Origin of the sequence: Anaeromassilibacillus sp. SJQ-1 (assembly GCF_046693725.1) — a bacterium.
Classification (GTDB): domain Bacteria; phylum Bacillota; class Clostridia; order Oscillospirales; family Acutalibacteraceae; genus Anaeromassilibacillus.
On record NZ_JBKEIV010000048.1, the window covers coordinates 1 to 15,465 of the forward strand.

A 15,465-nucleotide genomic window follows, 5' to 3' on the forward strand; every position below is an offset into this window, starting at 1 on the left:
GGAGCAGCCAGCGTAGGAAACGTGAAGGCGCAAAAGGCGCTGTGCGTCCACCGAACCAGAGTATGGGCGTCTACACGACACTGCCAAGGCAGAAAGCAGTGAAACACTGCACGGTGACCATTGGTTGAATGCCGGACACCAGTGAAGGGCATAAGCCATTCGATCAAGTAACCGTTGATGGAAGAGCACCAGCGTAGGAAACGCCGTAGGCGCGAAAGGCGCTGTGCGTCCACCGGGCCAGAGCACGGGCGTCTACACGACACTGCCTGGTCAGAATGCAGTGAAACACTGCACGGTGACCATTGGTTGAATACCGGATACCAGCGAAGGGTGTAAACCATTCAATCCAGCAATCGCTGATGGAGGAGAGCCTGCGTGGGAAACGCCGGAGGCGCGAAAGACGCTGTGCGTCCACCGGGTTAGAGCATAGGTGTCTACACGATTCTGCCGGGGCAGAATGCAGTCAAACACTGTACAGTTACAATCGGCTGAGTACCAAATCTGTTCTGAACAACGAGAAGGTAAACTACATCCGATCGAACCCAGTAACCAACAGCAAAGAGTTTCGTAGGCAATACCCTAGGCACGAAAGATGTTGTGCGTCCACCGTGACAGAACACAGGTGTTGACACAACCTTGCCTGGTCAGAATGTGGTGAAACACTGTACAGTGACCATTGGTTGAATGCCGAATAATTTGTGGAAAGCATAAGTGATTCGATCCAGCAATCGCTGATGGAGGGGAGCCAGCGTAGGAAATGCCTAAGGCGCAAAAGACGCTGTGCGTCCACCGTGCTAGAATACAGGCGTCTACACGACCCTTCCGGACCAGAAAGTGGTGAAACACGTGGCATAAGGGTTCGGAAAAAAGAATATGGGATGTCTCTGGCGGATAGCTTTTCTACATGTACATGTATATCCTAATCGCATGTAGATGATTTGCCTCTCATGGGAGCGAATACATAGGAAAGCCAAAACGGAGATATTCCACCGAGATGACCCAGTAGGGGAGTTCGCAAACGCGAATGTGAATAACCCCTGCTGGGTCACACTTTTCATAGGTATGGGAATGTGTTGTACGACGTTGTTACTGTGTAGTAACAGTTGGACGGATGTGGGGATCTTTTAGGGACGGCATAAAAGCTATTTCCACCGTAGAAATCCGGCAATAATCCATGAATACCGGAATTATCTTTGGGAAAGAGTGAAAGAAATCTGTAACTAATCAAGTACCCGGCGATTGGTGGCATGAAACTCCTGTAGGGAAACGCCATAGGTGTAAAGGTGCCGAATGTCCGGCGTTGATAGGCGAACATTGGAATCGTGTTACGGAAAGAGTGAAAGTAGTTCGTATTCGATCAAGTGGCCGGTAATCGATAACAGGGAGCTTTCGTAGAAGGATGCCGATGACGCAAAAATTGCGATGGGTTTGTTGATGATAGGCAAACACCGGAAGCGTGTTGAGGAAAGAATAAAAGTAGTTGGTATCCAAATTAAGCTCCTAACAACCGATAGCATGGAGCTTCCATAATCGACGCCTATGGTGTGAAAAGCTCTGTGTGTCCGCACTATTCAAAAGATATGAAATTGTTCGCATTCAACCAAACTAACTGCCAATGGCTAGAGACTTCCGTGAATATCCCTTTGAGCTTCAGTCTAAATAAAAACACAAAGGCATGCTCATCCGAGTCTGCTGGGATGAATACTCTCTTGTGTTGTATTTGTGAGAGCTTTCTTTCATCAGGCTAATAAGAAACAATTGTTCACGGATCTCTTTACGTTTCTTAATTTACTTCATTTTATAAGACAAAGGCGTTTGAGCGAAACAAGCAAAATCCTATATTGGAATATTTGATAACATTTCCCTCTCATTGATGCCGATTATACAACTCCCGTTTTTCAGATGATGAATTGATCAAGGCCGTCATGCCTGTAGAATCTAAAAGTGTAAAACTTTGCTATGATTACAAATTGGCACATATTTATCCACATAATTTTCCCTATCGTTCCCCATACAATAATCCACATTGAAAAACAGAAGGAACCCCCATCCCAAAATTTTGGGATGGGGATTCCTTCTTATATTTTCATCATTCTCTTGGAAGGAGAGCTTAAACGCATATTGACTGGTATAGCTTTCACTCCATCAAGTAAACAACTCTTATCCCACGATTGCTCAGATCCATCGGATCTTCATCTGCAGGAAGTCCCTAAATCAACTTAAGCAATGGTTACCGTGCAATGTAGTTTCGCATTCTGGCCCGGAAGTGTGGTGTAAACGCCTGTGCTCTGGCCCGGTGTGCCAACTGCATACACTCTGTAGTAGTAGTCATTGCCGATCTGGGACACAAACTGCGTCTTCAGAACGCTTCCGTTGCCCACTGTGAAGCTCGGCGCCAGTCCATTTCCATTGACCACGGTCATCTTGAAGGTGTACATGCTTCCTCTGTTCAGCGTGATGGCATTTGCCGCATCGCTGCGCACACTTGCCGCTGCACTCTGGCTTGCAGAAACCACACCCGCTGCTCCATATGTGTTGCTTACATTTCTCGATGTGGAGCCGCTCTTCTTCGCTATCGTCGTCTTTGTCTCCAGGTTCTGGATGCTTGCTTCCAGTGCTTCTACGGCACTCTTGACCTCTTCTTCGGTCGCTGCTTCATTGTTCAACACAACCTTTGCGTTGCTCAATGCCTTCTGCATCGCTGCCACGCTCTTTGCTGTGTACTTGCTGGTGTTCACTGCCTCTGCTTTTCCAATCAGGTCTTTCAGAGCGTCCTTGTTCGGAATCATACGCAGTGCTGTAATCGCATCGAGCAGTTCTTCAGCCTTCTCATCCACTGCCTCCTGGGTTGCATTGTCATTTTCCAACAGAGTTTCTGCATCGCCCAGGATGGTTTTAAAGGTAGCCCATGTTTCATCCTGGATGTACTTCGAAGCATTTTCTACAATTTTCTTGCCTTCTGCTACCAAAGCTTCCAGATCCGTCCTATCTGCACGGAAGACCAGGTTGTCAAGCGCTTCATACAGCGCTTCTGCCGCCGCCTGAATGTCTGCTTCCAGAACTTCCTCGTCGTCCATCAGGTCCTCTGCCGCCTTGTAGGCGTCGTCCAGCGCCTGTACGCTCTCCGGCGTGAAGTTCTCTCGATTGATCTGCTTTGCAATCTCCATCGGGATTTCCAGCTGGCTCTTGTCCCCTGCTGCAAAGCTCAGATACTGTAATGCCTCGATCAGCTCAAACATCGCGTTGTTGATTTCATCCTGGCTTGCGGTCTTCTTTTCTTCGATCGCTTTCGCTGCCTGCAGCGCTTCCTTGTACTTCTTCTGTACCGACGGGACTGCCGCCTCTACCTGCGCTTTCACGTTCTCGCTCTCTGCGATTGTGATCACTTCGCGCAGATTTTCTTTATCCACGATCGTGAAGCCCAGTTCAATCGTGGTGTCTGCATTTGGCATTGCCAGGCTGTATACATACTCATTGACATCAAACGCCTCTACCGGCTCGCCATTGACTGTCACGCCTGCGATCTCTCTTCCTTCAACTCTCGGTTCAAAGGTCAGATCGAGCGAAGTTTCTGCCATCACGACGTCTTTATATGCGCCGATCAGGTTTGCAATCGTCTGCTCTTCCCCATCGATTGACAGTTTCACCGTTGTCGGGTAGCTTACTGTCAACATATGCTCGGTCGGGGTTGTGTTCTTCACAAACTTAATCGCTGCGCCGCCAGAGGTCGTCAAATCGCTGCGGCTATGTGCAGTGACCGTCGAACCATCTGCCTGCTTAAATTCATACTCCAGAACCGGGGTATCCAGGCCAGCAAGGTCAATGGTCAAAGTATCTGCACTTGTGACTGTTTTTGTTTCTGCGATCACGCCGTTCAACGGTTCATCCAAATCCAGCGGATTGTCCGGATTATCTCTGTAAATATATGCTGTATAAGTGCCATCGCCCAAGAAATCGAGATCGATGTCCACCGGTTTCGTCTCTTCGTATGCACAAATGACACCTAAATACCAATCGTCGCCATTGCGGCGTGCCATTTCTACCAGCTCGCCAACTTCGCCACCGATCAGCTTACTCTCATCCCAAGAGGCCGGCATACTGCTCCAATATTCCTCATAGAAAGGAATCGCCTTATAAACCGATGGTTTATCCGCCAAGCACTGAATGCCACTCTCATAGATGATCGGCAGCGCATACATATGTGCCAAGGTAAACATCGGCGGGTTGTCAAATTCCTGTGGTTTTCCAGTATCCGGGTCTGTCGGGCCGAAACGTACATTGTTCAAAGCACCAAAAGATGCCATCGGAGTATAATCCAACGGACCAACTGCGCCTCTTGTAAATGGAATAACACAGTTATTCGCAGCCGTCAAATCGCCGCCCCACGGATAAGTACCGCCGCCGTAATCGTTCGGGTCACGCCAGTCACTTACGGCGTAACCTTCTGCACCACCGACGCCTTCTCTTGTTAGAGCATGGGGATAGGTGCGGCGTTCGCCTGCCGGTTTTACAGTGCCATGCAGGTTGATAATCATATGATTCTCGGCAGTTTGCTTCAGCAGGGCATCGTACAACTGCATCATGGATTGCGTTGCAGAATCGAAGAAGTCCGGCTTAATACCAGCAATTCCGAGTTCTGCCCAGTAGTCAATGCGCTCACGTTGTTTTTCTGTCACAATATCGTTTTTGTGTACCCAGACCAAAAGCTTAATGCCCTTGCTCTTTGCATACTCAACTAATTCTTCCGTCCAGGAATAATATCCGAGATAACGCTGGCCAGCCGGCGCATCCGGATCATAACCGGGCTGCTCTTCTTTGTTCTCAGTGCGCTCATACGGCACCATCCAGCCTTCGTCCAAAAGCTGATACTGCCAGCCCATTTCCGCTGCGAAATCTACATATTCCTTGTAAATACGCAGGCCTTCTGTCTCAAATTTATCAGCCGGAATCTGGTCATGGCGCAGATCGCCATTCAGCCATGTCCAGTTGGATACGCCGGATTCAACCCAGCTGGTGTCTCCGATTGCATTGTCCGGGCTCAGGTTTTCCGGCATCGTATTGTCCATGATGTCCGCCAGATCGCCCATCACCAGGAAACGCCACGGAGAAGTGAACGGTGCAGTAGTGACCACCGGTCCCTCTGCATCCTGCTCAGGTGCAAATTTCACGGAGAGCATCGTATCCTCGCCGCCCTCCAGCACAGAACCACAATAGGTTCCTGTCATGATATCCGCCTCAGAATAGAGACCATAGCTGCCACTTTCCGTCTCATACAACAGCGGCATATTGAACAGCTGGCCATCCAGATCGGAATAGCTTCCCCATTCTCTGTGCGGCCATTCGTTTGCAACGCTGGAATTGTCGCCGCAGCTCTGACCCCAGAACTTCTGGTAACCTTCGGGGAGCTGGAATCCAGTGAATTCCTCTGTGATCTCCAGTTCATCGCCGTTTCCGTCGATTGCATAGCGGAGAGCAACGCCCTCATCATAGGCGCGAACAAGAATGCTGTAACTTACCCCATCCTTGGTGAACGGGAAGGTTGTCTCGTTGTAATCCTTGTCTACATGCTTTACTTTACCGCCGATTAGATCATAGGAATCGTTTCCGCTCTTGGAAGAAACTTGTCCCAGAACCAATCCACTGCGGAAATCACCCATGTTGGTCATCAGGCCAGTCGGGGATACGCCAGCCATTACTTCGCCATCCTTTATGGCGAGATACGAAACAGCGCCATAAGAAGCGTCATAAGCAACCAGTGCCTTTACATCTGCAGCCGGTGCCGTCACTTCAAAAATGCTGCCTTCAACCGGCTCGGTCCCAACAACCACTTGGACATAGGACTCGAGTGTAGAACCATCTTCCAATTCTGCTTTAAACACAACAGAGGCCGTGCCGTTGCTCTTTGCTTCTGCAGTGATTCCAGAATTGGTCTTACTAACCTCCAAGATGGAGGAATTGCTGCTTTCTACGGTATAATCTTCAATTGCCTCACCATAGTTGTCCCATGCGGAAGCCGATACCTTGGTGACATCGCCCACATTCAACAACGTTTGGTCAACTGCCAACTCCACAACTGGGTCCTGTGGCTCCGGCTCTGGCTTTGCTTCCTGTACCAACTTCCACTGGTTGGAAATAGAATCTTCATTGGCCAGAACAATGAGCGTTCCATCCGTTGTATCATCGCCGTCGAGAGCAATGTAAAGCGGCGTGCCTGCCAGCTCGGCCTTCTTATTCAGAATTCGATACGTACCGTTTCCGGTATCTACGATCTTCCACAGCTGGGAATCATCCGCATTGTCAATGTTCCCGAGGGTCAAAGCTGTACCGACTTCCGGCGCAGAACCGGTCGGCATCAAAACGGTAGCAGTCGTGTTCTTGGGCTGGATGCGATAGTATTCCTGATTTGCATCCGGAATCAAACGCCAGCACAGTGCATCTCCCGGATTGTAGTTCCACCACAGATCCACCTTTGCTCCAGCGCTGGTATTGCCGCCGTATACTTCAATTCCTGCATCCTTCAAGGAGGTCAGGATTCGATACTCTGCGGTCGTATCCCAAACCGGTGCATCCTCGGTCTTCACATAGTGAATCGCTGCGCCGCCTGTTTCAGCAAGCGCAATGTTCAGCGTGTCGTTCTTAGTAACCGTGCGGGTTTCCGCATCGACGGTCTCCATCGGATCTTCGCCATCCGTATAGATGTAGGCAGTATAGGTTCCTTCACCGAGGAAATCCAATGAGAACTCTGCATTGCGAGCATTATCACAGATCATTCCCTGATACCAGTCGTCCCCATTTCTACGGGCGAAGTTCACATAATCCGCGGGTTCTCCATCTACAAGAATGGATTCATCCCACTCGGAAGGCATGTTCTTAAAGTAATGCTCATAGGCCGGATGCGCACGATAAACGTCCGGCTTGTCCGCCATGCACTGCACGCCAGCTTCAAATACGACCGGCAGGGCAGCCATATGCGCCAAGGTAAACTGACGATAATCGCCGCTCGCGCCATAGGAAGCCATGGGGGTATAATCCATTGGTCCTACTGCATTGCGGGTAAACGGAAGCGTGCAGTTATGGCGTGCACTGACATTATCAGGAATAAAGTCATACTGCTCTGCGCCAAACACCGCTTCACGGGAAATAACGTTTGGATAGGTGCGGCGTTCGCCAGTTGGCTTACCAGCGCCGTGCACGTTTAACAGCATATTATATTTCGCTGTAGTCTTTGCCAGGTTTTCGATTTGCAGAATCGTTGCCTGATCCTGGGAATCAAAGAAGTCCGGCTTGACGCCCTTGAAGCCCATCTCTGCCCATTCAGAAATGCGCTCTTCCTGCTGTTCTGGGGTCTTCAGGTCGGAGCTGTTCGCCCAAACGATCAAGCCAACGCCCTTTTCGTTGGCATACTCGATCAGATCTTCGGTCCAGTCATAATACCCCTTATAAATGGAGCTGTCATTCGGGTCCGTATTCTTTCTCTGCCAGCCTTCGTCGAGCAGCTGATATTCCCAGCCCATCTCTACTGCGAAGTCGACATAATCTTTATAGATTTCAAAAGCTTCGTTCTCGAAATCCACATCCGGGTCTGTATGACGAAGGTCGCCATTGAGCCAAGTCCAGTCAACTGTACCAGACTCTACCCAGCCGGTATCTTCCAACTTGCAGTCCTCGCTCAAGGTCTCCGCCATGGTATTTTCTGCAATCGTCTTCGGGGAACCGATGACGGCAAAACGCCAAGGAGATGTAAACGGAGCGGTTGTCACGACGTCGTCGGTCTGTTCCGGAGTAAAGGCAACATTCAACAGACCAGTGCCATCGCCTACAAGCTGTGCGCCACAATAGGTAGAATTCAGGTCTGCCTCGGAGAGCAGCGCCCAAACGCCATCGGTGGTTTCATAGAGGAGCGGCATGCAGTAGCTGCCGCGAAGCTTATGGGCCTCTTCCTCTTGTGCAACGGATTCATTTGCATATTCATATTCCATCGCCTGTGCAACAGAACCGCTTGCAAGCTGGAATCCAGAATTCTCTTCCGAAATGGTGAGTTCCTCGCCATCTTCGGTTTCAATCACATAACGGAACGCCATGCCATCGTCGTACACACGAACGATGATGCTATAGGAAGCGCCGCCCTTTGTAAAGTTCAGCGTCATCTGGTTGCCCGTAGCGTCCACATGGTCCACTTTAGCGCCAATCAGGTCATAGGAGTCCGTAACCTCTTCATCCTCACGGCTCACAAAGGTGAGGCCGTCGCGGAAATCGCCAACGTTCGTTACCAGTCCCGTGGGGGAGCTGGAAACAACGGTTTTTCCTGCATATGTCGTGAAGAAGCGGACAGCGCCCTCAGCGTCCATAAAGAACAGTGCGGAGATATTCTCGTCGGGCGATGCAACCGACCAAGTTGCGCCCTCTTTCCCTTCGCCAACAATGATCTCACAGGTCGCTGTACGGCTGATGCTCGAATCGACCGCATCCACCACTGTACAAGTCATCGTTGCAATGCCGTTTGCAACGCCGGTAATGACACCCGTATCCGGATCAATGGTTGCAATCTCCGGATTGTTACTGGAATATGTGCACTGTTCCGGGGTGATTGCAATGCTCTCCTGACCGTTGGAATACGCGGAGATCACCAGATTGGTGCTGTCCCCTACTGCAACAGCCGGCTCTTCCGGCTGTACGGACAATGTCTTCAGACGGTCCATCACAGCGCGGTCGCAGATAATCTGTGCTTCCGCCCAAACGGAATTAGAACCACCGGAGTTTTCCATCGTCAGCACGGTTGTGCCTTCCGGAATTTCCACATCCACCGGTATAATCCCTTTGCTGCTGGTCAAATTCTTTGTATAGAACGTCTCGCCATCCGCCTTCAGTGTGAAGTTTGTTCCTCCCCACCAGTTATCCGACTGAATGGCAATTTGTGCCTGGAAACGCAGCGCACCATAGCCGGTCAGGTCATAGACGATCGTTGCGTTACCACTCGTACCGAGGCCCTTTTCAAAGGAAACCTCCTCCCCATTTTCGTCCGTCAGGACAATCTTATGTACGTTGACATCTCTGTCCTTACGGACCTGCCACCATCCATCCTCAGCGGATGTCCATTCCATATCGCTGAGATATACGGCGGCTGTCTCTGTTGGATCTGCACGGTTTTCCTCAGTCTTCGCGACCGCGGGAAGCCCACTGGTAAATACAAGCGCAAATACCAGGAGCAAGGCAAGTGCAGACCGCCATGTTCTTTTTCTCATGATCCCTTTCTCCCTTCTTGGATTTTTGGCACAAAATTCTGAATACTTTGGCCTGGACTTTATTATATAAAACAGAGTGTTCCAAAAGTGTTCCATATTCACTTCTTCTTTTAGGAAATACTAATAAATTTGTAAAAAAATACGTTTCTTTGTATATTTGCTTGCTAAAAAGAAATATTTATTAGTTTTCTGCATATCCTTCTTGATTTTCCATAAAAAGGCCCCGGTTCCAGAGGCTTCCAGAACCGGGGCTTTTTATCATATCGCTTTTTTATACTTCAATATTGATGCCTTTTGAGGCCTATGCAATCGTGATGGTACAATGCTTCACAGCATTTTGGCCTGGGAGAGTGGTATAAACGCCCGTGCTACTGCCCGGTGTACCAACGGCCCATACACGGAAATAGTAATCATTTCCGATCTGTGTTACATACTGGGTCTTCAGTACATTGCCGTTGCCCACAGTAAAGACCGGAATGACACCATTTCCATTGACCACGGTCATCTTGAAGCAGTACGCGCTGCCGCTCTTCACAGAGAAGTCAACCGTCGTATCCGAGACCACTTTGGCCGGAGCGGTTGCCGCATCTGTTCCGATTGCCACGGCATATCCATCGGAACCCATACTGTTGCTTCCGTTGGACGAGCTGGAAGAGCTACTGCTGGAACCACCACTCGGCTTTTTCACCAGCTTTGCCATTGCATTTTGGAGAGCATCCGCAGCCGCTTGGATCTGCGCCTGCAATGCATCTTCCGGCAGTTCTTTTGCTTCCCGCAGAGCGGTCTCAAGGACAGCCCAACTTTCCGCTGTATAATTCTTTTCTTGGAGCTGTTCTGCCTTCGCAATCAGATTTTCCAAAGCCTCACGGCCGTCGGCCACACTCTTTATCAGCTTCGCATCCGCGTAATCGACGACCACGCTGGAATTATCCATCTCCGTAGTCAAGATCAGGGTCTTTGCATTGGTTGGCAACATCTGATCGACCTTCAATGCAGCAGAAGTACCAGTCAGCCACGCCGTGGTTGGAAGGAGGGTAATGGTTTCGCCATCCGTGGTGACGACTTCGATCTTTAGAGACGCATAGTTCGGCGTGACGGTATCCACGCCAGCGATCGTGTAGAAACGTTCATAGCCCTGTCCTTCGATCGGGATTTTTTGGACCATGATACGGCGGGACTCATAAGTTGCATCCGGATGCTGTACAGAAACACCCTTTGCAAAGGTGGTCGTGCCATTATAGTTCAAGGAGAGCGGGCCGTCAAACGCCGTGCGGTCCAAGGTGACGTTGCCGCCGCCTTCTAATACCCAATCGCTCTGGTCCAGATCGCTTACATAGGTCACATCCACCTCGGAGAAACGGATGGTATAGGTCTTGGTCTGCCCGGACAGGGTTGCACGCACAGTCGCTGTGCTGCCCTCGAAGGAGACGTCTACCTGCACTCCGGAGAGCGAAGTGGTCGCCGTCACCTGCGGCAGTTCACTGCTGGCTGCAACTTCAACCACATACTCGGTCTTCGACGGATCAAAGCCCTGAATGGACGTGCCGTCCACTTGGATATCGGTGATCGGATACTGGATCGTGCTCGGCTCGACCGCTACTTTGCTGTTGGCCATCTTATCGGTCTCTCCTGAAACCGGAGAAATTCGGAATGCATGGGTATAGGTCTTGTCGGTATCAAGGCGGTATGGATCGAGCGGCACATGGCCGAAGAACGCCGTATTGCTGACACCGCGCTGCATATAGTCGATGCACCAGATGGTGTCTTCACGCATGGGAACCTGATAAGGATGGCGATACGCGCTGGCGGAGTTATACGGCTGAGTGCTCAATGCCGGGTTCAGCTCTTCCGCCGTGTAATGCTGCGCCGAGGTCTCCATGGTGCCGTCTGCTGTAACCATCAGGCCGGTGCCCTCGTCGTTTGTGAGGGACGTCCAGCGCACGTCTGTGCGGTTGCCGTTCTCCTGCGGCTTGACATACTTATACATGAATTGTTCGTCGACTGTGCTCGTGTACACGCCCAACTTGGAACCGGTCTTGCGGTCGCAATAGTTCTCGTCCGGGCCGCGGCCGTAGTATTCCAGGTTTTCGTAGCCTTCTGCAACCTGCATACGCATTCCCACCTTGGGGAGTGCAAATTCACCGTTGCCGCCCGGTGCAAAGTTACTGTGCGGCACAAGCTGGTTACTGACGACGATTTCACCGTTGCTGTAGATGTCGTAGGTGACATAGTTGGAGGCATCCACCAAAAGATCCTCCGAGATTGCGATGGAAATATGCTTTCCGTTTTCATCCTTTTCCACAGTCACTTCCACGTTCTGCATCGTATCCTCTGCATTGCGGAGCTCGGTCGGGAAATAGTTCGTAATATCATTATAGGTCTGTGCTCTCCAATAGCTCGGGACCGGGCCTTTTTCCAAAATGGTTTCCCCATCCAAGGAGTAATTGGTAATCACACCGGTCTCTTTGTCCATTGTGATGGAATAGTTCTGGCCTTCCGCCGTGACGCCTTCCATCTTGATCTCCTGCTCGTTTTCTTCCACATTGCTAAACGCCTGCATCGCGGAGGTATCCATCTCCATCCGGTCGCCGGTCTCAACGGTGAGTGGGATCTGATCGAACGCCAATTCGTCGCCCGCATTCGCCCAGGAGGTATCCTCCTTATAGCGGACGCTGAACTCCAGCAGATAGTCCGAACCAGCCTTCGGCGTAAACTCCGGCAGATCCAGTTGAATGGTTTCTTCCGAGAATGGTGCGAGGTCGAGCTCCAATGCCTGCTCTGATCCGATGGTCTCCGTATCCTCCGTCACTTTCCAAATGATTTCATACTGATCCAGGTTGGTATTTTCGAATTCATTGACTACGCGGACCTCGCCCTGGGTCGCCTTACCATCATCGTAGAAATTGACCTGCTGATGCACTTTGCGGACTTCGACTGCCTTCGCAGTAGGAGTGCGGTCTGCAAATAGCAGGCCGTTTGCGCAGAATGCGTCCGCATTGGAATGGCTGTCGATCCAGTCGCCGCCGTAGCCCCAATAGTAGCCGTCCAGCTTATCATCCAACCAGTGATAATTGGTCTCTTTGGATTCAATCTCATCGTCCGTGAAGTCGAGCCAATAGACAACGCCTTCGTCATCCATGGTGCGGTTCGGGTCTGCCATTTCCTCCGCAGTCAGTTCTCTCTCGTAGATACGGACACTGTCAATCGCGCCGGTAAACACACGGTCCGCAGAAGCTGAATCCAGGCCCACCGTCAGTGCTTCGCTGGCGCTGTCAAACGGTGCGGAAGCGGTCGTGGACGCTGCCCCTGTATTGGGGAGTTCTTGGCCATCCCAATAGAAATGCAGGGTCTTGTCGGCAGCACACATACCCACCAGCTGGTGCCAGTTACCGTCTGCATAATTATCCGGGAGTCCGGCTGTCGCAGCAGTTCCTGCTGCCCAACCGTCCACAAACAGCTCGAAGTACGGGTGGTCGCCTCTCGCGTTCACTTTCAGCCCCAGGCCATTATCACCGGTAGAGATAAAGCCCTGGTCGCTGCTGGGAATTGCATCCGGCTTGATCCAGACCTCCATAGTCAGAGCGTTACCCTTTGCCCGCAGGTCATCGCCGCGCGCTACCGTGATATAACCATTTTCAATCGCCTGCGTCCCATCACGGCCTTCCGTCCAGGCCGCAGTGTCGCTGAGCACCGCCTCAGTGCCGGTCTTTGTATCCCGTACTACATAGGTCGTGATATCCTCCGGAACCTTCGTTGCGATGGACTGATCGACCCAGTCCCAGATAAATCCGCCCTGCAAGTTCGGATACTTGCGAACCAAATCCCAGAATTCTTTGAAATTGCCCAGAGCCTGGCCCATCGCATGGGCATACTCCTGCTCCATGTACGGCATCTGATAGTCCGGGTTCTTGGCATAGCTCTCTACCGCGCTCGGCGCCGGATACTGGGTGCTGTGGACGTCCACAATATTCTTGCAGCGCTGGTCCATATCCATGGGGTCTGCGCCCTCATCCTTCTGATAGCGGTGATAGTAACCGTCGGACTCGCGTTCATACATTCTCAAGCGGCTGGGGTCTCTTTCCAGCACATACTGGGAGCTGACCCAGAAGCAATAATTTTCATCATAGTTGTGGGTGGTATAGGTCGCTTCGTTGCCCAAGCTCCACATGACGATGGAGGCATGGTTCTTATAGCGCTCCAACATATTTTCTGTACGGTCCATCACTGGCGGTACCCACGTCTTACTGCCGGAGGGGATAACCTGGGAGGGATCGTCGTATTCGTCTATATAGCCGCCATAATGCGATTCGATATTGGCCTCACAGCAAACATAGAAGCCCATCTCATCCGCCATCTCATAGAGCAGCTTGTCGTTCGGGTAGTGGGATGTACGGATCGAATTGATGTTATACTCCTTCATCAATTTGAGATCCTGATAAATATCCTCTTTGGAAAGCGCACGGCCGGTCATAAGATTCGCGTCGTGACGGTTGACACCGCGGAACACCGCCTTCTCTCCGGTGATCTGCATCTGTTCCTGTCCCTCTTCGTTGATATTGACCTTATAGACCTCGCGGAAGCCGATGCGCTGGACAGCTGCCTCGATCACCTCGCCGGATTCATCCTTCAGCTCGATGAGCAACTTGTAGAGGTTCGGCGTATCCGGGAACCATTTTGCAGGGTTTTCCACTCTCATGGAACGGGTGACGGTCTCGCCCGTGCTCGCCACCTTGTCCAGGAATTCCTCTTTGGATTGCTCTGCACTGGGCTTCGTCGCTTCGATTTCCACAGGATCAAACTCCATGGAACCGATCTCTTCGTTCTCCATGTCCAGCAGGGTGGCCTCCACATAGTACTCGCCCGCCTCTGCGTTATGGAGTCCGCGAATATCCACGTCCAATTCCAAGGTTGCATCGCTGTCCTTGTTATCGCGTTCATCCAACTGTGTTTTGACAAAGAAATCGCGGATCTCAACATCACCCTTGGAATAGAGGTAGACGTCTCTGAAGATACCGCTCTCGTTGATATAGTCCTGGTTCTCCAGATAGCTGCCGATCGACCAACGGAACACCTTGAGCGCAAGGGTATTTTCCTCGCCCTTTTCGTTTAGATACGGTGTAATATTGAAATCGTGGGCCGTATAACTGTCTGTAGCATAACCGACATACTCTCCGTTCACATACAGATAGTAGGCTGAACAGACACTCTGGAAAGATACAAAGATCTCCCTGCCGTCCCATTCATCCGGTGTCTGGAAGGTGGTGCGGTAATACCCTACTGGGTTGTACATCGTGGGAGCATGCGGATCTTTATAGGCAATCTGCTGCCATACGCCGTCCTCCACAATGGATCCCCACGGATAAATACTATTGGTGTACATCGGCTCGTCAAAATATTTGAAGCTGCCGTCTTCATTCCGATAGGTCTGCCACGCCTGCGGAACATACTCCGGCTCAAAATCCTCCTGGGCTTCCTCATCCAGGGTTTCCGCCAAATAGGCAGAATCCTTTTCAGCAGCCTCCTCTGGATTCCGCACCAGGGCAAAGTCCCAATCCTTGCCGCTTAAAAGCTGATAATACGGCGAGGTTTCCTCGTCTTCATCCAGGATCGACGCCTCATTCTCCAAGGCGAGCTCACGGCTGTCATAAGGTATAAACTGTGCGTGATACGGTTCCTGATTGACCGCCGGCGTCTCAATACCGTCGTACCACTCCGTGTGTTCTCCAGTTGGGACATAATCCTCACTGGTCTTTGCGGAACGCGCTGCAAAAGCGGTACTACAGGTGCTCACCGTCATTGCAGCAGCCAGTACCAAAGCCAGTATGCTTCGGAACGGCCTGTTTCCATTCAACTTCATTTTCTTTCTTACCTCCTTTTCATTCCAGCCAAACCCAATTTCCCCGCACAACCCTCAATTGTGCAAAAATAATTATAGTGCAGAAAGTGTTCCATAAGTGTTCCAAATTTTCCACAAACATTCTAAATAACTTTAAAATTATCCATAAATCCTACTAGTTATAGGTAAAATATCTAATCTATATTTGCAAGATTTAGTCAATATTTTTCTTTTTTATATTTTTTAAACAAATACTAGGCCGTCTATTTTTATGAACAAGATTTCCACGGTATTTTTGAAAAAATGTCAATTTTCTTTCATCCAATGTTCACATTTACCTTTTATACTAAGAACCATTCCAAACGGAAACCAATTCATTGATTACAA

General features: G+C 50.6%; 3 protein-coding genes. All 3 read right to left on the reverse strand.

Annotation, left to right across the window (positions count from 1 at the left end; all coding sequences use genetic code 11):
• Positions 1 to 163: 163 nt before the first annotated feature.
• The 3 genes from ACGCCZ_RS13745 to ACGCCZ_RS13755 all read right to left on the reverse strand — a co-directional run bounded on the left by ACGCCZ_RS13745 (position 164) and on the right by ACGCCZ_RS13755 (position 15,099).
• Positions 164 to 415, reverse strand: a complete 252-nt coding sequence (locus ACGCCZ_RS13745) for a hypothetical protein (RefSeq protein WP_411656329.1) — start codon at positions 413 to 415, stop codon at positions 164 to 166.
• Between the two features lie 1,804 nt (positions 416 to 2,219).
• Positions 2,220 to 9,242, reverse strand: a complete 7,023-nt coding sequence (locus tag ACGCCZ_RS13750) for a glycoside hydrolase family 97 catalytic domain-containing protein (RefSeq protein ID WP_411656330.1) — start codon at positions 9,240 to 9,242, stop codon at positions 2,220 to 2,222.
• A gap of 301 nt (positions 9,243 to 9,543) precedes the next feature.
• Positions 9,544 to 15,099 carry a glycoside hydrolase family 2 TIM barrel-domain containing protein gene (locus ACGCCZ_RS13755; RefSeq protein WP_411656331.1) on the reverse strand — a complete coding sequence of 1,852 codons (5,556 nt, stop codon included), beginning with the start codon at positions 15,097 to 15,099 and terminating at the stop codon, positions 9,544 to 9,546.
• Between the last annotated feature and the right edge of the window lie 366 nt (positions 15,100 to 15,465).

Excerpts from the sequence above, each read along its gene's own strand:
- ACGCCZ_RS13750 (WP_411656330.1), bottom strand. The coding sequence starts at position 9,242 with ATGAGAAAAAGAACATGGCGGTCTGCACTTGCCTTGCTCCTGGTATTT.
- ACGCCZ_RS13755 (WP_411656331.1), bottom strand. The coding sequence starts at position 15,099 with ATGAAGTTGAATGGAAACAGGCCGTTCCGAAGCATACTGGCTTTGGTA.